13 protein-coding genes and 2 pseudogenes are annotated in these 15,094 nt (G+C 58.3%); 5 read left to right on the top strand and 10 right to left on the bottom strand.

The window, feature by feature from the left end; translation table 11 throughout:
• Window positions 1-80: 80 nt before the first annotated feature.
• Window positions 81-1,793: pseudogene (locus ET34_RS0115440) on the top strand (potassium/proton antiporter); the annotation flags it as partial.
• On the opposite strand, the pseudogene ET34_RS23250 reads toward ET34_RS0115440, so the two are convergent.
• The 3 genes and pseudogenes from ET34_RS23250 to ET34_RS0115430 form a co-directional block, all read right to left on the bottom strand.
• A pseudogene (locus ET34_RS23250) lies at window positions 1,746-1,868 on the bottom strand (hypothetical protein); the annotation flags it as partial. The pseudogenes ET34_RS0115440 and ET34_RS23250 overlap by 48 nt on opposite strands.
• Window positions 1,829-2,899 carry a catabolic alanine racemase DadX gene (dadX, locus tag ET34_RS0115435; protein WP_031523544.1) on the bottom strand — a complete coding sequence of 357 codons (1,071 nt, stop codon included), beginning with the start codon at window positions 2,897-2,899 and terminating at the stop codon, window positions 1,829-1,831. The gene dadX and the pseudogene ET34_RS23250, both read right to left, overlap by 40 nt.
• Window positions 2,900-2,911: 12 nt before the next feature.
• Entirely contained in the window at window positions 2,912-4,210 is a 1,299-nt protein-coding gene (locus ET34_RS0115430; RefSeq protein ID WP_031523542.1) for a D-amino acid dehydrogenase, read from the bottom strand.
• A 323-nt stretch (window positions 4,211-4,533) separates the two neighbouring features.
• Here ET34_RS0115430 and ET34_RS0115425 point away from each other — a divergent pair, with 323 nt between their 5' ends.
• Window positions 4,534-6,069: a SpoVR family protein gene (locus tag ET34_RS0115425; RefSeq protein ID WP_031523540.1), complete on the top strand. Its 1,536-nt coding sequence runs from the start codon at window positions 4,534-4,536 to the stop codon at window positions 6,067-6,069.
• A gap of 297 nt (window positions 6,070-6,366) precedes the next feature.
• Here ET34_RS0115425 and fadR read toward each other — a convergent pair whose 3' ends face one another.
• A complete protein-coding gene (fadR, locus tag ET34_RS0115420) occupies window positions 6,367-7,086 on the bottom strand; it encodes a fatty acid metabolism transcriptional regulator FadR (protein WP_031523538.1) in 720 nt (239 codons plus the stop codon).
• 217 nt (window positions 7,087-7,303) lie between these two features.
• Here fadR and nhaB point away from each other — a divergent pair, with 217 nt between their 5' ends.
• The 3 genes from nhaB to ET34_RS23225 all read left to right on the top strand — a co-directional run bounded on the left by nhaB (window position 7,304) and on the right by ET34_RS23225 (window position 9,718).
• Window positions 7,304-8,842 (top strand): sodium/proton antiporter NhaB, encoded by a 1,539-nt coding sequence (gene nhaB, locus ET34_RS0115415; RefSeq protein ID WP_031523536.1) that lies wholly within the window; start codon window positions 7,304-7,306, stop codon window positions 8,840-8,842.
• Between the two features lie 154 nt (window positions 8,843-8,996).
• Window positions 8,997-9,527, top strand: a complete 531-nt coding sequence (gene dsbB / locus ET34_RS0115410) for a disulfide bond formation protein DsbB (protein ID WP_031523534.1) — start codon at window positions 8,997-8,999, stop codon at window positions 9,525-9,527.
• A 101-nt stretch (window positions 9,528-9,628) separates the two neighbouring features.
• Window positions 9,629-9,718: a hypothetical protein gene (locus tag ET34_RS23225; protein WP_413783770.1), complete on the top strand. Its 90-nt coding sequence runs from the start codon at window positions 9,629-9,631 to the stop codon at window positions 9,716-9,718.
• A gap of 60 nt (window positions 9,719-9,778) precedes the next feature.
• Here ET34_RS23225 and ET34_RS0115400 read toward each other — a convergent pair whose 3' ends face one another.
• The 6 genes from ET34_RS0115400 to ET34_RS0115375 all read right to left on the bottom strand — a co-directional run bounded on the left by ET34_RS0115400 (window position 9,779) and on the right by ET34_RS0115375 (window position 15,078).
• Entirely contained in the window at window positions 9,779-10,744 is a 966-nt protein-coding gene (locus ET34_RS0115400; protein WP_031523532.1) for a chemotaxis protein, read from the bottom strand.
• Between the two features lie 286 nt (window positions 10,745-11,030).
• Complete coding sequence (lpxP, locus tag ET34_RS0115395) at window positions 11,031-11,945, bottom strand: kdo(2)-lipid IV(A) palmitoleoyltransferase (protein ID WP_031523530.1); 915 nt, start codon at window positions 11,943-11,945, stop codon at window positions 11,031-11,033.
• 297 nt (window positions 11,946-12,242) lie between these two features.
• A complete protein-coding gene (locus ET34_RS0115390; RefSeq protein ID WP_031523528.1) occupies window positions 12,243-12,536 on the bottom strand; it encodes a hypothetical protein in 294 nt (97 codons plus the stop codon).
• A 226-nt stretch (window positions 12,537-12,762) separates the two neighbouring features.
• Entirely contained in the window at window positions 12,763-13,209 is a 447-nt protein-coding gene (locus ET34_RS0115385) for a YcgN family cysteine cluster protein (RefSeq protein WP_031523526.1), read from the bottom strand.
• A gap of 112 nt (window positions 13,210-13,321) precedes the next feature.
• On the bottom strand, window positions 13,322-13,981 hold the full coding sequence (locus tag ET34_RS0115380) for a fumarylacetoacetate hydrolase family protein (protein WP_031523524.1): 660 nt from the start codon (window positions 13,979-13,981) through the stop codon (window positions 13,322-13,324).
• Window positions 13,982-14,037: 56 nt separating this feature from the next.
• Window positions 14,038-15,078, bottom strand: coding sequence for a lytic murein transglycosylase (locus tag ET34_RS0115375; protein WP_031523523.1), 1,041 nt, complete (start codon window positions 15,076-15,078; stop codon window positions 14,038-14,040).
• Between the last annotated feature and the right edge of the window lie 16 nt (window positions 15,079-15,094).

Raw genomic sequence — 15,094 nt, 5'->3', positions numbered from 1 at the left:
AGACCACGCGCGCCGCGCTGCCGCGGGTCTGATCACACCGGGTATCAGGTTTTACATTTGCTTTGAGGAGATGATGCACTTTGGACGCAGGGGCGGTCGTTAGTTTATTTATCATGGGTTCGGTACTGGTAACCTTCAGTATTCTTTTGAGTTCGTTTTCATCCCGTCTCGGTATCCCTATTCTGGTCATCTTTCTCGCCATCGGCATGCTGGCGGGTGAAGACGGTATCGGCGGTATTCCGTTCGATAACTACCCTTTCGCCTACCTGGTGAGTAACCTCGCGCTTGCGGTGATCCTGCTGGATGGCGGGATGCGCACCCAGGCCAGCTCCTTCCGGGTCGCCCTCGGTCCGGCGCTGTCGCTGGCCACCGTCGGCGTGCTTATTACCTCCGGTCTGACCGGGTTGGCCGCGGCGTGGCTGTTCAATCTGCCGATTATCGAAGGGCTGCTGATCGGCGCTATCGTCGGCTCGACCGATGCGGCAGCGGTCTTCTCGCTGCTGGGCGGCAAAGGCCTCAACGAGCGCGTCGGCGCGACGCTTGAGATCGAATCCGGCAGCAACGACCCGATGGCGGTCTTTCTCACCATCACGCTTATCGAAATGATCAAGCTGCATCACGTTCAGCTCGACTGGATGTTCGTGGTGCACATCATTCAGCAGTTTGGCCTGGGGATCGCGCTGGGGCTTGGCGGCGGCTATCTGATGCTGCAGACCATCAACCGCATCGACCTGCCGCAGGGGCTATACCCCCTGCTGGCGCTGAGCGGCGGTATTCTGGTATTTGCCGTTACCACCGCGCTGGAAGGCAGCGGCATTCTCGCGGTTTACCTGTGTGGTTTTATGCTGGGGAATCGCCCGATCCGCAACCGCTTCGGCATTCTGCAGACCTTCGACGGTATGGCCTGGCTGGCGCAGATTGGCATGTTCCTGGTGCTGGGCCTGCTGGTCACGCCCTCGGATCTGCTGCCGATTGCTCTCCCGGCCATTCTGCTTTCGGCCTGCATGATTTTCATCGCCCGTCCGCTGTCGGTGTTTGCGTCCCTGCTGCCGTTCCGCGGCTTCAACCTGCGCGAGCGCATCTTCATCAGCTGGGTGGGTCTGCGCGGTGCAGTGCCGATCATTCTTGCCGTCTTCCCGATGATGGCCGGTCTGGAGAATTCGCGCCTGTTCTTCAACGTCGCCTTCTTTGTGGTGCTGGTCTCGCTGCTGTTGCAGGGGACGTCCCTCGGCTGGGCGGCGAAGCGTGCAAAAGTGGTGGTGCCGCCGGTGGGCCGCCCGGTTTCGCGCGTCGGGCTGGATATTCACCCGGAAAACCCGTGGGAGCAGTTTGTTTATCAGCTCAGCGCCGACAAGTGGTGCGTGGGCGCCGCTCTGCGCGACCTGCATATGCCCGCAGATACGCGTATTGCCGCGCTGTTCCGGGATAATACCCTGCTGCACCCCACCGGCAGCACCCGGCTGCAGGAAGGGGATGTGCTGTGCGTGATTGGCCGCGAGCGTGACCTGCCAGCGCTCGGCAAGCTGTTCAGCCAGTCGCCGCCGGTAGCGCTGGATCAGCGCTTCTTCGGCGACTTTATTCTTGAAGCCAGCGCACGGTTTGCGGATATCGCGGTGATCTACGGTCTCGATCTGGATGAGGGCTTTGATACCCAGCAGACACTGGGCGAAATGGTGCAGCGCAAACTCGGGGCCGCACCGGTGGTGGGCGACCAGATTGAGTTTGCCGGGATGATCTGGACCGTAGCAGAGAAGGAAAATAACGACGTGCGCAAGGTCGGCGTGCGCACCCCGGAAGACGAGGCGGAGTGATCCGCCCCGGCCAAAAGTTACAACGTCACGACGGGCACGCGTGGGGCCAGGGCGCACATCAGCTCATACCCCACGGTGCCGCTGGCGACCGCCACGTCGTCAATTCTAATCTCCTCGCCCCAGAGTTCTACCGGACTGCCAATTCCCGCCTGCGGGCACGGCGTCAGATCCACGGCCAGCATATCCATCGACACCGTCCCGACAATCCCGGTTTTCACTCCCTCCACCAGCACCGGGGTGCCGTCCGGGGCATGACGCGGATAGCCGTCAGCATAGCCCCCCGCCACGATACCGATGCGCTGCTCGCCCTGTGCCCGGAAACGGCTACCGTAGCCGACGCAGGCCCCGGCCTGCAGGGTCTGAATACCGATAATTTCGCTCTTCAGGGTCATGACCGGTTTCAGGCCGCTGGCGGCAATATCCTGCCACTGCCCGCTCGGCGAGGCGCCATAGAGAATAATGCCCGGACGCACCCAGTCAAAATGGGTCTCAGGATGCCAGAGCGTGGCGGCAGAGTTCGCCAGCGAACGGCGGCACGCCAGCCCCTCGGCGGCCTGCTCAATGCGCTTCATCGGTTCGATAATGCCGTCCGGCTTTTCAGCATCGGCAAAATGCGCCATTAACGTCAGCTCGCCGACGTTGGGAATCGCCCGCAGCTGCTGCCAGATGCTGTGTACCCGCTCCGGGGCGAAACCGAGTCGGTTCATGCCGCTGTTCATCTTCAGGTAGACGTCGATGGGATCGTGCAGCTTCGCACTGGCCAGGGCTTTCACCTGCCAGTTGCTGTGCAGGCTGGTGGTGAGCCGGTATTTGTCGAACAGTTCCAGCTCATCGGCATGGAAAAAGCCTTCCAGCATCAGGATCGGCCCTTTCCAGCCGCGCTCGCGCAGCAGAATAGCCTCTTCAAGATTAAGCAGCGCGAAACCGTCGGTGGCGCCGAGAGCGCTCCAGACGCGATCCAGCCCGTGACCGTAAGCGTTGGCTTTCACCACCGACCAGACCCGCGCCCCGGACGCGGCGCGGCGGATAAGCTGTAAATTCTGGCGCAGCGCCTCGAGGTTCAGGCTCGCCGTAATAGGACGTGACATGACAGCTCCTTGTTACTGATGCGCGCCGTGCCACTCCCGGGCGGTCTGCGGCGTAAAGCGGGCGTCGTAACGCGCCACCGAGAGATCCTCAAACGGAATAGCCGGGGTGCGCCCGGAAATAACGTCGCTGAGCATCTGACCTGAACCGCAGGCCATGGTCCAGCCGAGAGTGCCGTGGCCGGTGTTAAGCCAGAGATTTTTAAACGGCGTGCGGCCAACGATGGGCGTGCCGTCCGGCGTCATGGGGCGCAGGCCGGTCCAGAAGCTAGCCTGCTCGATATGCCCGCCGCGCGGATAGAGATCGCGCACCACCATCTCCAGGGTTTCGCGGCGCGGTTTCAGCAGATCGGTGTTGAAGCCGACGATCTCCGCCATGCCGCCGACGCGAATACGGTTATCGAAGCGGGTAATGGCGATTTTGTAGGTTTCATCCAGTACCGTCGAGACCGGCGCACCGCTCTCGTCGGCGATGGGAATCGTGAGCGAGTAACCTTTCAGCGGATAGACCGGAATATCCACCAGCCCCCTGAGCATGGCGGTTGAATAGGAGCCGAACGCCATCACGTAGCCATCGGCCTTAATCACCTCATCGCCGCACTTCACACCGTAGATGTTATGTCCTTCGTACAGCAGGCGATCCACCGGCGTGTTGTAGCGAAATACCACGCCGGCGTCCTGCGCCATACGCGCCAGGCGCTGGGTAAACAGCTGGCAGTCGCCGGTTTCATCGTTGGGCAGACGCAGGCCGCCGGTCAGCTTGTTCGCCACAGCCCCCAGCGCCGGTTCGGCTTCGGCCAGGCGATGCGACTCCAGCAGCTGCCACGGCACCCCGGCCTCCTCCAGCACGGCGATATCCTTTGCCGCGTTTTCAAACTGTTGCGCGGTGCGGAACAGCTGTAACGTGCCGCCCTGCCGCCCTTCGTATTCGATGCCGGTCTCGCTGCGCAGCGTTTTCAGGCAGTCGCGGCTGTATTCCGCGAGGCGCACCATGCGCCCTTTATTCTCCTGATAGTGGCGCATGTCGCAGTTGCGCAGCATCTGCCACATCCATTTCAGCTGGAAGGCGCTGCCGTCGAGGCCGATAGCCAGCGGGGCATGGCGCTGGAACATCCATTTGATCGCCTTCAGCGGTACGCCTGGCGCTGCCCACGGGGCCGCATAGCCCGGTGAGATCTGCCCGGCGTTGGCCGCGCTGGTCTCCAGCGCCGATCCTTCCGCGCGGTCAATCACCGTAACCTCATGACCTGCCTGATTCAAATACCAGGCGGTGGTCACGCCGACCACCCCACTTCCCAGCACCACTACACGCATATCGACTCCGCTTCGAGGTAAAGAATAATCTTCTGATTACAAATTGATAACTCAGTTGAAAATGTTATTCAACATACGGCTTTTTTATGGTGACTTGCCTCACACATCGCTGCACCGGTGCGGGATGGCTGGTTTCAGGATCTCCTTCTGCACTTCAATTTTCCGTAGCGTAAAACTCTGCCGGAAGCGGCAGAAGCGGCGCATTTCAAATGCGAAATCGCAAACAAAAAATTTTTGCTGCACGCGCTAACTGGACGCCGTGTTCTATGCTTGTGAATGAGGCTCTTACCTGAAAAAGAGCCCGTGACAATGAGGGCGCGCTAATGGCTACAGTAACTGATTACAGTATGAAGGATGCCACCCGACTGAGCGACGGACCCGACTGGACGTTCGAGCTGCTTGATGACTATCTGGCGGAGATTGACCGCGTGGCGAAACTCTACCGTCTCGACACCTATCCGCATCAGATTGAAGTCATCACTTCCGAGCAGATGATGGACGCCTACTCCAGCGTAGGGATGCCAATCAACTATACCCACTGGTCATTCGGTAAAAAGTTCATTGAGACCGAGCGGCTGTACAAGCACGGCCAGCAGGGGCTGGCGTACGAAATCGTTATTAACTCTAACCCCTGTATCGCTTACCTGATGGAGGAGAACACCATTACCATGCAGGCGCTGGTAATGGCGCATGCCTGCTACGGGCACAACTCCTTCTTTAAGAATAACTACCTGTTCCGCAGCTGGACCGACGCCAGCTCCATCGTCGATTATCTGATTTTTGCCCGCAACTACATCACCGAGTGCGAGGAGCGCTACGGGGTTGAGGAAGTGGAGAAGCTGCTCGATTCCTGCCACGCCCTGATGAACTACGGAGTCGATCGCTACAAGCGGCCGCAGAAAATATCCCTGCAGGAGGAAAAAGCGCGCCAGAAAAGCCGCGAGGAGTATCTCCAGAGCCAGGTGAACATGCTGTGGCGCACCCTGCCGAAACGCGATGAGGAGAAGACCGTTGCCGAAGCGCGGCGTTATCCCGCCGAGCCCCAGGAGAATCTGCTTTACTTTATGGAGAAAAACGCCCCGCTGCTCGAATCCTGGCAGCGTGAGATCCTGCGCATCGTGCGCAAGGTAAGTCAGTATTTCTATCCGCAGAAGCAGACCCAGGTGATGAACGAGGGCTGGGCCACCTTCTGGCACTACACCATTCTCAATCACCTGTATGACGAGGGGAAGGTCACCGACCGCTTTATGCTGGAGTTTCTCCACAGCCACACTAACGTGGTATTTCAGCCGCCCTATAACAGCCCGTGGTACAGCGGTATTAACCCTTACGCCCTCGGCTTTGCCATGTTCCAGGACATCAAGCGTATCTGTCAGTCACCGACCGACGAGGACCGGTACTGGTTCCCGGAAATCGCCGGCAGCGACTGGCTGGAGACGCTGCATTTTGCGATGCGGGATTTCAAAGACGAAAGCTTTATCAGCCAGTTCCTGTCGCCGAAAATCATGCGCGATTTCCGCTTCTTTACCGTGATGGATGACGATCGCCAGAACTACCTGGAGATCTCGGCGATTCATAACGAAGACGGTTACCGCGAGATCCGCAACAAGCTGTCGTCGCAGTACAACCTCAGCAACCTGGAACCCAATATTCAGGTGTGGAATGTGGACCTGCGCGGCGACCGCTCACTCACTCTGCGCTACATTCCGCAGAACCGTGCGCCACTGGACAAGGGCCGTCGCGAGGTGCTGAAGCATGTGCATCGCCTGTGGGGATTTGACGTGATTCTGGAGCAGCAGAACGACGATGGCAGCGTGGAACTGCTGGAGCGCTGCCCGCCGCGGCTGAATACGTTGTAGCCCGGCGCGATGCAGTACAAAGGCCATCGAACAGTTCAGCTCGTAGGGTGGGTAAGCGTAGCGCACCCACCTTTGAAAACGGCGTTGCGGCGGGTGCGCAGGCTTACCCGCCCTACAAAGCTGTAGCCCGGCATGTTGCAGTAACAAGGCCATCGAACAGTTCAGCTCGTAGGGTGGGTAAGCGTAGCGCACCCACCTTTGAAAATGCAGCTGCGGCGGGTGCGCAGGCTTACCCGCCCTACAAGGCTGTAGCCCGGCACGATGCAGTAAAAAGGCCACCCTGGGGTGGCCTTTTATTTAGCGGCTGTGCATCGCCAGATCGCCGGGTAGCGACTTCTGCATGCGGTGCCAGATCTCGCCACTCTCGTGGCCGTAGCGGCGCACGGTTTCATACACCTGGTCGTGCAGGCCGTCGCGGCACAGCGTGCCAAGCTTGTGGTAAAAGCCGAGCGCCAGGCTGCGGGCTTCCGGGTTCGCGAAGTAGTGGCGACCAATGCGGGTATACAGCCCTTTCATGCCGTTTAAAATCAGCCCGTAAATCGGATTGCCGGAGGCGAACGCCAGGCCGCGGAAGATGTTGTAGTCGAGCAGCGCGAAGGCATCGGCGTGATCTTCCACTTCATCGGCGGTGGCCAGCACCTTCTGCGCCTCTTCCGGATGCTGACGGAAGGCGGTGCGAATAAAGATGGTGGAGATGTTCGTCCGCACCGACAGCAGGTTATCGATAAGCTGCGGCACGCTTTCGTGGTCGAGACGCGCCAGGGTTTCCAGGATGTTGAGGCCGGAAGTTTCCCAGAAGTTATTCACCTTTGTCGGCTTGCCGTGCTGGATGGTCAACCAGCCATCACGGGCGAGGCGCTGCAATACTTCACGGAGCGTCGTGCGGGTAACACCAATCAGTTCAGAGAGTTCACGTTCAGCAGGCAGGATCGATCCCGGGGGGAAGCGGCTGTTCCAGATGCTTTCGATAATATACTCTTCCGCGAAACCCGCAGGGCTTTGCGCCTTAATCACCATAGAGAGATTTCCATTACATTGCTTTAGCAAATTCACTCATCATACCAGAGCCCCGGACCCGCAGATAGCCGCTGCGGGGGCCAAAAAGGGGATCGTTCTTCGATTTTTGTCAATGAATGTCAGCGTAATGCAGATTTGCGTCTTGCCTGACAGGCGCACGTCCTCTAGGCTCAGCCGTTACGTACTTCTTTTCATGGAACCCGCAAGGGAAACGCGTGTGGATATCTCATTTGGTCGTGCTCTGTATCGCAACTTCCTCGGCCAGTCGCCCGACTGGTACAAACTGACGCTGCTGGCTTTTCTGGTTATTAACCCACTGGTATTCCTCGTCAGCCCCTTTATCGCCGGCTGGCTGCTGGTGGTGGGGTTTATTTTCACCCTCGGGATGGCGCTCAAATGCTATCCGCTGCTGCCCGGCGGGCTGCTGGCGATTGAAGCGGTCGCCATCGGTATGACCAGCGCCGACCATGTGCGCGAGGAGATCGCGAATAACCTCGAAGTGGTGCTGCTGCTGATCTTTATGGTGGCGGGCATCTGGTTTATGAAACAGCTGCTGCTGTTGATTTTCACCCGACTGCTGCTGACCATTCGCTCGAAAACCCTGCTGTCGCTGGCGTTCTGCGGTGCGGCGGCGTTTCTCTCTGCCTTCCTGGATGCCCTCACCGTGGTGGCGGTGGTCATTAGCGTCGCGCTGGGTTTCTATGGCATTTACCATCGCGTCGCTTCGCGCGGCGACGAACCGGGTGAACTGCATGACGATTCCGGCCTCGCCCATGACAGCCGCGAGACGCTTGATAAATTTCGCGCCTTTTTACGCAGCCTGATGATGCATGCCGGCGTGGGTACCGCGCTTGGCGGCGTAGTCACCATGGTCGGCGAGCCGCAGAACCTGCTGATCGCCCGCACCGTTGACTGGTCGTTTGGCGAGTTTATGCTGCGCGTCGCTCCGGTGAGCATGCCGGTGCTGGTCCTGGGCCTGTTGACCTGCGTACTGCTGGAGAAGAGTCATCGCTTCGGTTACGGCGAGCCGCTGCCGGAGAAGGTGCGCCATATTCTGCGCGATTACGAACAGGATGCCAGCGCCAGACGCACCCGCCAGGAGCGCCTCAACCTGGTGGTTCAGGGGCTTATCGGCGTCTGGGTGATTATCGCCCTCGCCCTGCACCTGGCCGAAGTCGGGCTGATTGGCCTGTCGGTAATTATTCTCGCCACCTCGCTGTGCGGCGTTACCGATGAACACACCATTGGCAAAGCCTTTACCGAGTCGCTGCCCTTTACTGCCCTGCTCACCGTGTTCTTTGCTGTCGTGGCGGTGATCATCGATCAGCAGCTGTTCGCGCCGATTATCGGCTACGTGCTGCAGGCGGAGCCGCAGTCTCAGCTGTCGCTGTTCTACCTGTTCAACGGCCTGCTGTCGTCGGTTTCCGATAACGTGTTTGTCGGCACGGTCTATATCAACGAGGCGAAACATGCGTTTGAACAGGGCATCATTTCGCTGGAGCAGTACCACCTGCTGGCGGTCGCGATTAACACCGGCACTAACCTGCCTTCGGTAGCGACGCCCAACGGCCAGGCGGCGTTCCTGTTCCTGCTGACCTCCTCGCTGGCACCGCTGATCCGGCTCTCCTACGGGCGAATGGTGTGGATGGCGCTGCCCTACACCATAGTGCTCACCCTCACCGGCTGGCTGTGCGTGGAGTACACGCTGGTGCCGTTTACCGACTGGCTGCTCGCCAGCGGTCTTATCGCGAAATAACGCCTGCTCCTGGCATATCGGGTGAATACCGCCCGATATGCCGCTTCACGTCAATAAACTCCCGTTTCGTCAGATATTTTTTGGCTGCCAGGTGGCGGCAGAGCGGTTTTCGTTTACACTGCCGCTTTACCGCATAATGCAGGGAAATCAGATTATGTTGCGATATTTGAATCAGTGCTCGCGCGGACGTGGCGCCTGGCTTTTAATGGCCCTGACGGCGTTTGCCCTGGAGATGGTGGCGTTGTGGTTCCAGCACGTCATGCTGCTGAAGCCGTGCGTGCTGTGTATCTATGAGCGCTGCGCGCTGTTCGGCGTGATGGGTGCGGGCCTGCTGGGTGCCATCGCCCCGAAATCACCGCTGCGCTATGGGGCTATCGCCCTGTGGATTTACAGCGCCTGGGAAGGCTTACGGCTCTCGTATGAGCACACCATGCTGCAGCTGCACCCGTCGCCGTTTGCCGTCTGCCCGTTCGCGGCAAAATTCCCCACCTGGCTGCCGCTCGACAAATGGCTGCCGCAGGTGTTTGTCGCTTCCGGCGACTGCTCGGTGCGCCAGTGGGAGTTTCTCTCTCTGGAAATGCCGCAGTGGTTGATCGGTATTTTCGCCGCTTACATGCTGGTCGCGCTGCTGGTGTTGATAGCCCAGCCGTTCAAACCGAAACGTCGCGATCTGTTTGGTCGCTAAGCAGAACGCGCCTCAGGGCGCGTTTTTTGTCTCTGCCGCCTGGCTTGTCTGGCGCAGGCTTTTCTATACTTAGCCTGTGTCCGGCAACTGAGGAGGAATGAATGCACTATTTTCTGATGCAGGTAGAGAAAGACAATCCGAACGATGCGCCGGAATCCGGCGATAAACAACCGCTTCCGACGAAAAAGTAGTAAAAAAAGGTCGCTTCGGCGACCTTTTTTATCTCCTGTGGCCAGGATACGCTTCAGCAGTTAACTTACCGGGGCGTCCAGCACGCGGTGGATCACCGCAGAAAGCTCGTTGATTTCAAACTTGGCGACGTAAGCATCCGCGCCCACTTTACGCACGTGCTCTTCGTTAGCACTTCCCGACAACGAGGAGTGGATCACCACCGGAATGCGCTTCAGTTTGTCGTCCAGCTTGATGTTGCGCGTCAGGGTAAAACCATCCATTTCCGGCATTTCCAGATCGGTCAGCACCATAGCGATTTTATCGCCAATCGGTTTACCCTCCGCCTGCGCTTCCTTCGCCATCAGCTTGATCTTCTCCCACGCCTCCAGCCCGGTGTTGTGCATCAGCGCCGGAATGCCCATGCTCTTCAGCCCCTGCTCCAGCATGGTACGGGCGACTTTCGAATCCTCTGCCACGATGGCCACCGCGCCCGGTTTGATGTTGAAGGTGCGATCCTTCACCTCTTTCATCGGCACGTCGCGGGCCGACGGAATGATGTCATACAGGATCTGTTCCACGTCCAGCACCATCGCCAGTTCGTTGGCCTGCTGGTCATCATCGAGACAGGCGATGCTGGTGATATTGCGGGTGCTCATCGCCGACTCGGCCGGATGCACCTGGTTCCAGTTGAGGCGCACGATATTGTCCACCGCTTCCACGGCGAACGCCTGAGTGCTGCGCGCATATTCGGTGACCAGCAGCAGGTTCAGGCCGGTGGTGGGCGTGCAGCCCGCAACCGCAGGCAGATCGATAACCGGGATAATCTGATCGCGGATGCTCACCACGCCCAGCAACGGGGATTTCATGCCCGCCGCGCGGGTGATGGTTGGCATCGGGACAATTTCGCGCAGCTTAAAGACGTTGATGCCAAACAGCTCTGACTTGTCAGAGTGCAGCGCGGTGCCCAGGCGAAACAGCAGCAGCTCAAACTTATTTGACAGGGCGAGGTTCGCCCTCTCATCAATCTCTTTCTGAAAGTTATCCACTTTTCCCTCCACGGTATGCGGGTCGTTGTTAGCTCATGAGGCGTCAGGAATGATGGTTAACGGAATATCCACATCGCTGTCAGACACGTGCGCTACAAAAAATTGTTCTGAAGAAGTTATCGACAGCGGAAGGAAAAAATACAGGTCAGGGTGAAAGAGTTTTTTGGTTACGAAGCATTTAACGCGGAAATAACCGGAATGAAAAAATAAGCCGCACGTTTATTAAGGAATTCTCGCGTGCGGCTGTTACTGCCTGCAAGCCAGCCAGGCTGACTTAAGGCGGCGATTAATAAGAGGCGGCTTCGCCCAGCGGACGGGTTTTAAACCGGCGATGCACCCAGAGATACTGTTCCGGGGCGCGCAGAATTTCATCTTCAATTTTTTTATTGATGTACCCTGCTGCCGCCTGCTCGTTACCCGACGGGTAATCGGTAAGCATATCGCCGATATAGAGACGATAGCCGGCGTTATCTTTACGCCGAATCATGGTGATGGTCAGCATCGCCGCGCCGGAGAGGCGTGAGATAACGAAGGTGCCGTTCGTGGTGGCGGTATTCTGCATTGCGAAGAACGGCGCAAACACGCTGCCCTTGCGGCCATAATCCTGATCCGGCGCGAACCATACCGCCTCGCCCTTCTTCAGCGCGCTGACCAGGCCTTTCAGATTACGGCGGTCGATCATGGCTTTATTAGAACGCAGGCGACCCCGGGTCTGCACAAACTCCAGCACCGGGTTGTTGTGCGGGCGATAGGTCGCCATCATCGGACGACATAAGCCCATCACTCGGCCGCCCAGCTCCAGCGACATAAAGTGCACGCCGACCACCATCACGCCTTTGCCCTGATCGAGGGCGCGCTGCAGGTTGGCAAAGCCTTCTACGTCAAAGTGCTTGTGCAGCCGGGCATCGCTCCAGAACCAGGCCATGCCGGTTTCGATCAGCGCCATGCCAAGCGAGGTAAAGTTATCGGTCAGCAGCGTGCTGCGCGAGAAGTTATCCATCGCCGGAAAGCACAATTCCAGGTTGCGGTTGGCAACGTACTCACGTTTTTTCAGGAACGGGCGCGCCAGGCGGCCCAGAGTGCGGCCAAGTTTTACCAGCAGCGGATAAGGCAGCTGCACCAGCAACCAGAGAATGGTTACGCCAGTCCAGGTCATCCAGTGGCGCGGATGTAAAAATTCAGTTTTAAAATTTTGAGGCATTCAGTGTCATCTACCAGCAATAAAAAAGTGGTAGCGGCTGTGGTCACAAATAATGAGCCACACGGCGCTACGTTATTACGAGTTATTAACAGCCATCAGGTATAGAAAGGGTGTTATTACCGCGGAAGAGAATGTTTCTGACAAAGAGGAAAGGCAGAAGCGACTGCAGCGACGGTTTCGCAACGAGTGCTTACGATGCACTGAAGCGCATTAAATAGATACTCTTTTTTCGTAAACCAATCAAAAGAGTATGTCCGGGTGTGAACCAGTGATTCACACCAGCGGATTACTCCTGTTTTAGTGGTGTGCGGCGCGCCACTCGTCAACCATCTCCTGACTGACATCATCTTTATAACAGAGCGGTGCTTCGCCTCCGGCGCGGCTCCACGCGCTGCGCTTGCCGCAGGAACTGCCGTTGCGCGCCCGGTTATACGGGCACGGACAGTTGCCATCGTACCCGGCAATCGAGTCCGCAATAATTTCTTCTTTTATCTGGTTATCCGACGGGCGGCTACCCTTTGCTAACGCCGCATCGCTGAACATTAATCCAATTACCACAAACACAACAACGCCTGACGCCCTGATGTTCATCATGGTTATCCTGTAGAGAGGGGAACCGCCACGGTAGCACGCCATCATGCGGTGAATATTGATTCACGGCAATAATGAAATAGCGTGTCGTGGCTGCGGGCAATACATATATATTGCGAATATTAATTAGCGATCGTTAGCGGGTAAAAAATAATATTTATCAGGCTAATTAATTTGCGGGTAATAACCAGAACCGGGGCGACGCTTATCGGGCCCCCTCAAGGGTTTACTGTGCCCAGTCTGGCTTATTCAAAATATGGTCCTGCCAGTCGCGGACTTCCGATTCACGCACTGCAATATGGCGCACCGAGATACGCTCGCCGTGCATCGCGGCTTTGGAGCCGGCAATCAGCGGGTGCCAGGCTGGCAGCGGTTTGCCTTCTGCCAGCAGACGATAGGCGCAGGTATGCGGTAACCACTCGAAGGTCGGCAGGTTTTCGCGCGTCAGTTTGATGCAGTCCGGCTCGTAGTCGAAGCGGCGCTCATAGTTGCGGCACTGGCAGGTTTTGATATTGAGCTGGCTGCAGGCAACGTTGGTGAAATAGATCTCATCGCTGTCTTCATCCATCAGCTTATGCAGGCAGCACTGGCCGCAGCCGTCGCACAGGGATTCCCACTCTGCGTCACTCATATCATCCAGGGTTTTGCTCTGCCAGAACGGGATGTCAGCCATATCGTTTACCACATCTTATTGCACGGACGTCCGCGCTGCAGGCGGACAAAAAGGAGGCGAATTCTATCAGCTGCACGGCCCGCACGCAAAGCGGGCCGGGAGGGAGGTGCGTTTACAGCACCCGGGTGGTGACGGATTCGCCGTTAAGGCTGACCACCAGCTCATCGCCGCTTGCCAGCGGGCCGACGCCTTCCGGCGTACCGGTCAGGATCACATCCCCGGCGCGCAGGGTGAAAAAGCGGCTCATATAGGCAATAAGCGGCACGATCTTATGGATCATCTCCGCGGTGCTGCCCTGCTGACGGGTTTCGCCATTCACGCTCAGCGCCAGCGTCGCGTTCTGCGGGTCGCCGTCAAAGGCCGCGGCGGGAATAAAGCCGGAGATCGGGCAGGAGTTATCGAAACCTTTGGCCTTTTCCCAGGGCCGACCCGCCTTTTTCAGCGCGCCCTGCAGATCGCGCAGGGTCAGATCCAGCGCCACGCCGTAACCGGCAATCGCCTGGCTGACGTGTTCTTCCGTTGCCTGACGCAGCGTAGCGCCAATCAGCACCGCCAGCTCCACTTCGTGATGAACGGAGCCCAGCCCCTGGGGCAGCGAGAGCGGCTGATGAAGATCGCAGAGCGCCGTTTCCGGTTTGATAAACAGCACCGGCTCCTCCGGCGTCGCGCTGCCCATCTCCTGAATGTGCTTGGCATAGTTGCTGCCAACGCACACCACCTTGCTGACCGGAAAATCAAGCAGAGCGCCCTGCCAGTTATGATGCTGATACATATCCTTCCCCTGTCGTCATTTAGAAAAAACACTATCCGCGTCCGGCCGGGCTGCTGTCAATCGCTGAGAATGGCGTCGGCCATCGTACCGATGCTGATAGCGAAGTACCACGAGCGGTTCCAGTGCATCAGCGTGCGGAAGTTGGGATACACCATAAAAGCACGCTGCTGACCATCTTCCGGCAGAATAATCCAGGCCTGCCGGTCAATCGCGGGTAACGGGCTCCCGTCGGCCTGGGTTACGCCGGCGGTGCGCCAGGCGCTAACGGTTTTCCCCTGGCCGTTGTCGGTGCCAGCCTCGGTTTTATCGAAGCCCTGTGGAAGCCGCACTTCGCGTCCCCACCCTTCCCCCGTCTGCCAGCCCTCTTCCGCCAGATAGTTGGCCGTCGAGGCGAACACATCGTCGAGATTGTTCCAGATATCGATCCGGCCATCGCCATCCCCGTCCGCGCCGTAGCGCAGATAGGAGCTGGGCATAAACTGGTTCTGCCCCATTGCGCCAGCCCACGAGCCTTTCATCTGGTCAGCAGTGATTTCACCTTTATCCACCATTTTCAGGGCAGCGATCAGCTCCCCGGAAAAGAATGCCTCGCGCCGCCCTTCGAAGGCCATGGTGGCCAGCGCCGAGAAGACATCCTCTTTACCCTGAATTTTACCGAAGCGGCTCTCCATCGCCCACAGCGCCACGATGTAGTTAGCCTGTACGCCGTACTCCCGGCTGATGCGCTGCAGAGCGTGGCGATGCTCGTGCGCCATACGCCGGGCGTCACGCACTTTCTCAGGGGTAATGACCCGGGTGAGATAATCATCAAGCAGAATTTTATTTTCGAGCTGACCGCGGTCGGATTTGATTACCCGGTCAACAAAATGAATATTGTCGAAGGCGGCAGTGAGGGTCGCGTCGCTGATGCCTGCGGCGCGCGCTTTACTTTTCAGGGTCTCGACGTAGGCCGGAAACTCAGCGGGGTTACGGCCCGTCTCTGCCAGACGCTGGGTGGTGGCGGGCTCAGGAGCCGGGGCGGTAGCAGCGGGCTGCGCCGCACAGAGGCCAGAGAAAAAAACAGTACCGGCAACGAGGCCTGGGGCGAGGTATTTCATGCGCTTTCCTGAACGT

The sequence above is a fragment of the Siccibacter colletis genome, assembly GCF_000696575.1.
Taxonomy (GTDB): domain Bacteria; phylum Pseudomonadota; class Gammaproteobacteria; order Enterobacterales; family Enterobacteriaceae; genus Siccibacter; species Siccibacter colletis.
The sequence above is the reverse complement of the archived record's forward strand: the minus strand, read 5'-3'. Positions and strand labels throughout refer to the sequence as shown.

Bases quoted from the DNA above. Each gene is read 5' to 3' on its own strand.
- ET34_RS0115380 (WP_031523524.1), bottom strand. From the start codon at position 13,981: ATGTATCAGCATCATAACTGGCAGGGCGCTCTGCTTGATTTTCCGGTC.
- ET34_RS0115385 (WP_031523526.1), bottom strand. From the start codon at position 13,209: ATGGCTGACATCCCGTTCTGGCAGAGCAAAACCCTGGATGATATGAGT.
- ET34_RS0115390 (WP_031523528.1), bottom strand. From the start codon at position 12,536: ATGAACATCAGGGCGTCAGGCGTTGTTGTGTTTGTGGTAATTGGATTA.
- dadX (WP_031523544.1), bottom strand. From the start codon at position 2,899: ATGTCACGTCCTATTACGGCGAGCCTGAACCTCGAGGCGCTGCGCCAG.
- lpxP (WP_031523530.1), bottom strand. From the start codon at position 11,945: ATGCCTCAAAATTTTAAAACTGAATTTTTACATCCGCGCCACTGGATG.
- ET34_RS0115430 (WP_031523542.1), bottom strand. From the start codon at position 4,210: ATGCGTGTAGTGGTGCTGGGAAGTGGGGTGGTCGGCGTGACCACCGCC.
- dsbB (WP_031523534.1), top strand. From the start codon at position 8,997: ATGTTGCGATATTTGAATCAGTGCTCGCGCGGACGTGGCGCCTGGCTT.
- fadR (WP_031523538.1), bottom strand. From the start codon at position 7,086: ATGGTGATTAAGGCGCAAAGCCCTGCGGGTTTCGCGGAAGAGTATATT.
- ET34_RS23225 (WP_413783770.1), top strand. From the start codon at position 9,629: ATGCACTATTTTCTGATGCAGGTAGAGAAAGACAATCCGAACGATGCG.
- ET34_RS0115425 (WP_031523540.1), top strand. From the start codon at position 4,534: ATGGCTACAGTAACTGATTACAGTATGAAGGATGCCACCCGACTGAGC.
- ET34_RS0115375 (WP_031523523.1), bottom strand. From the start codon at position 15,078: ATGAAATACCTCGCCCCAGGCCTCGTTGCCGGTACTGTTTTTTTCTCT.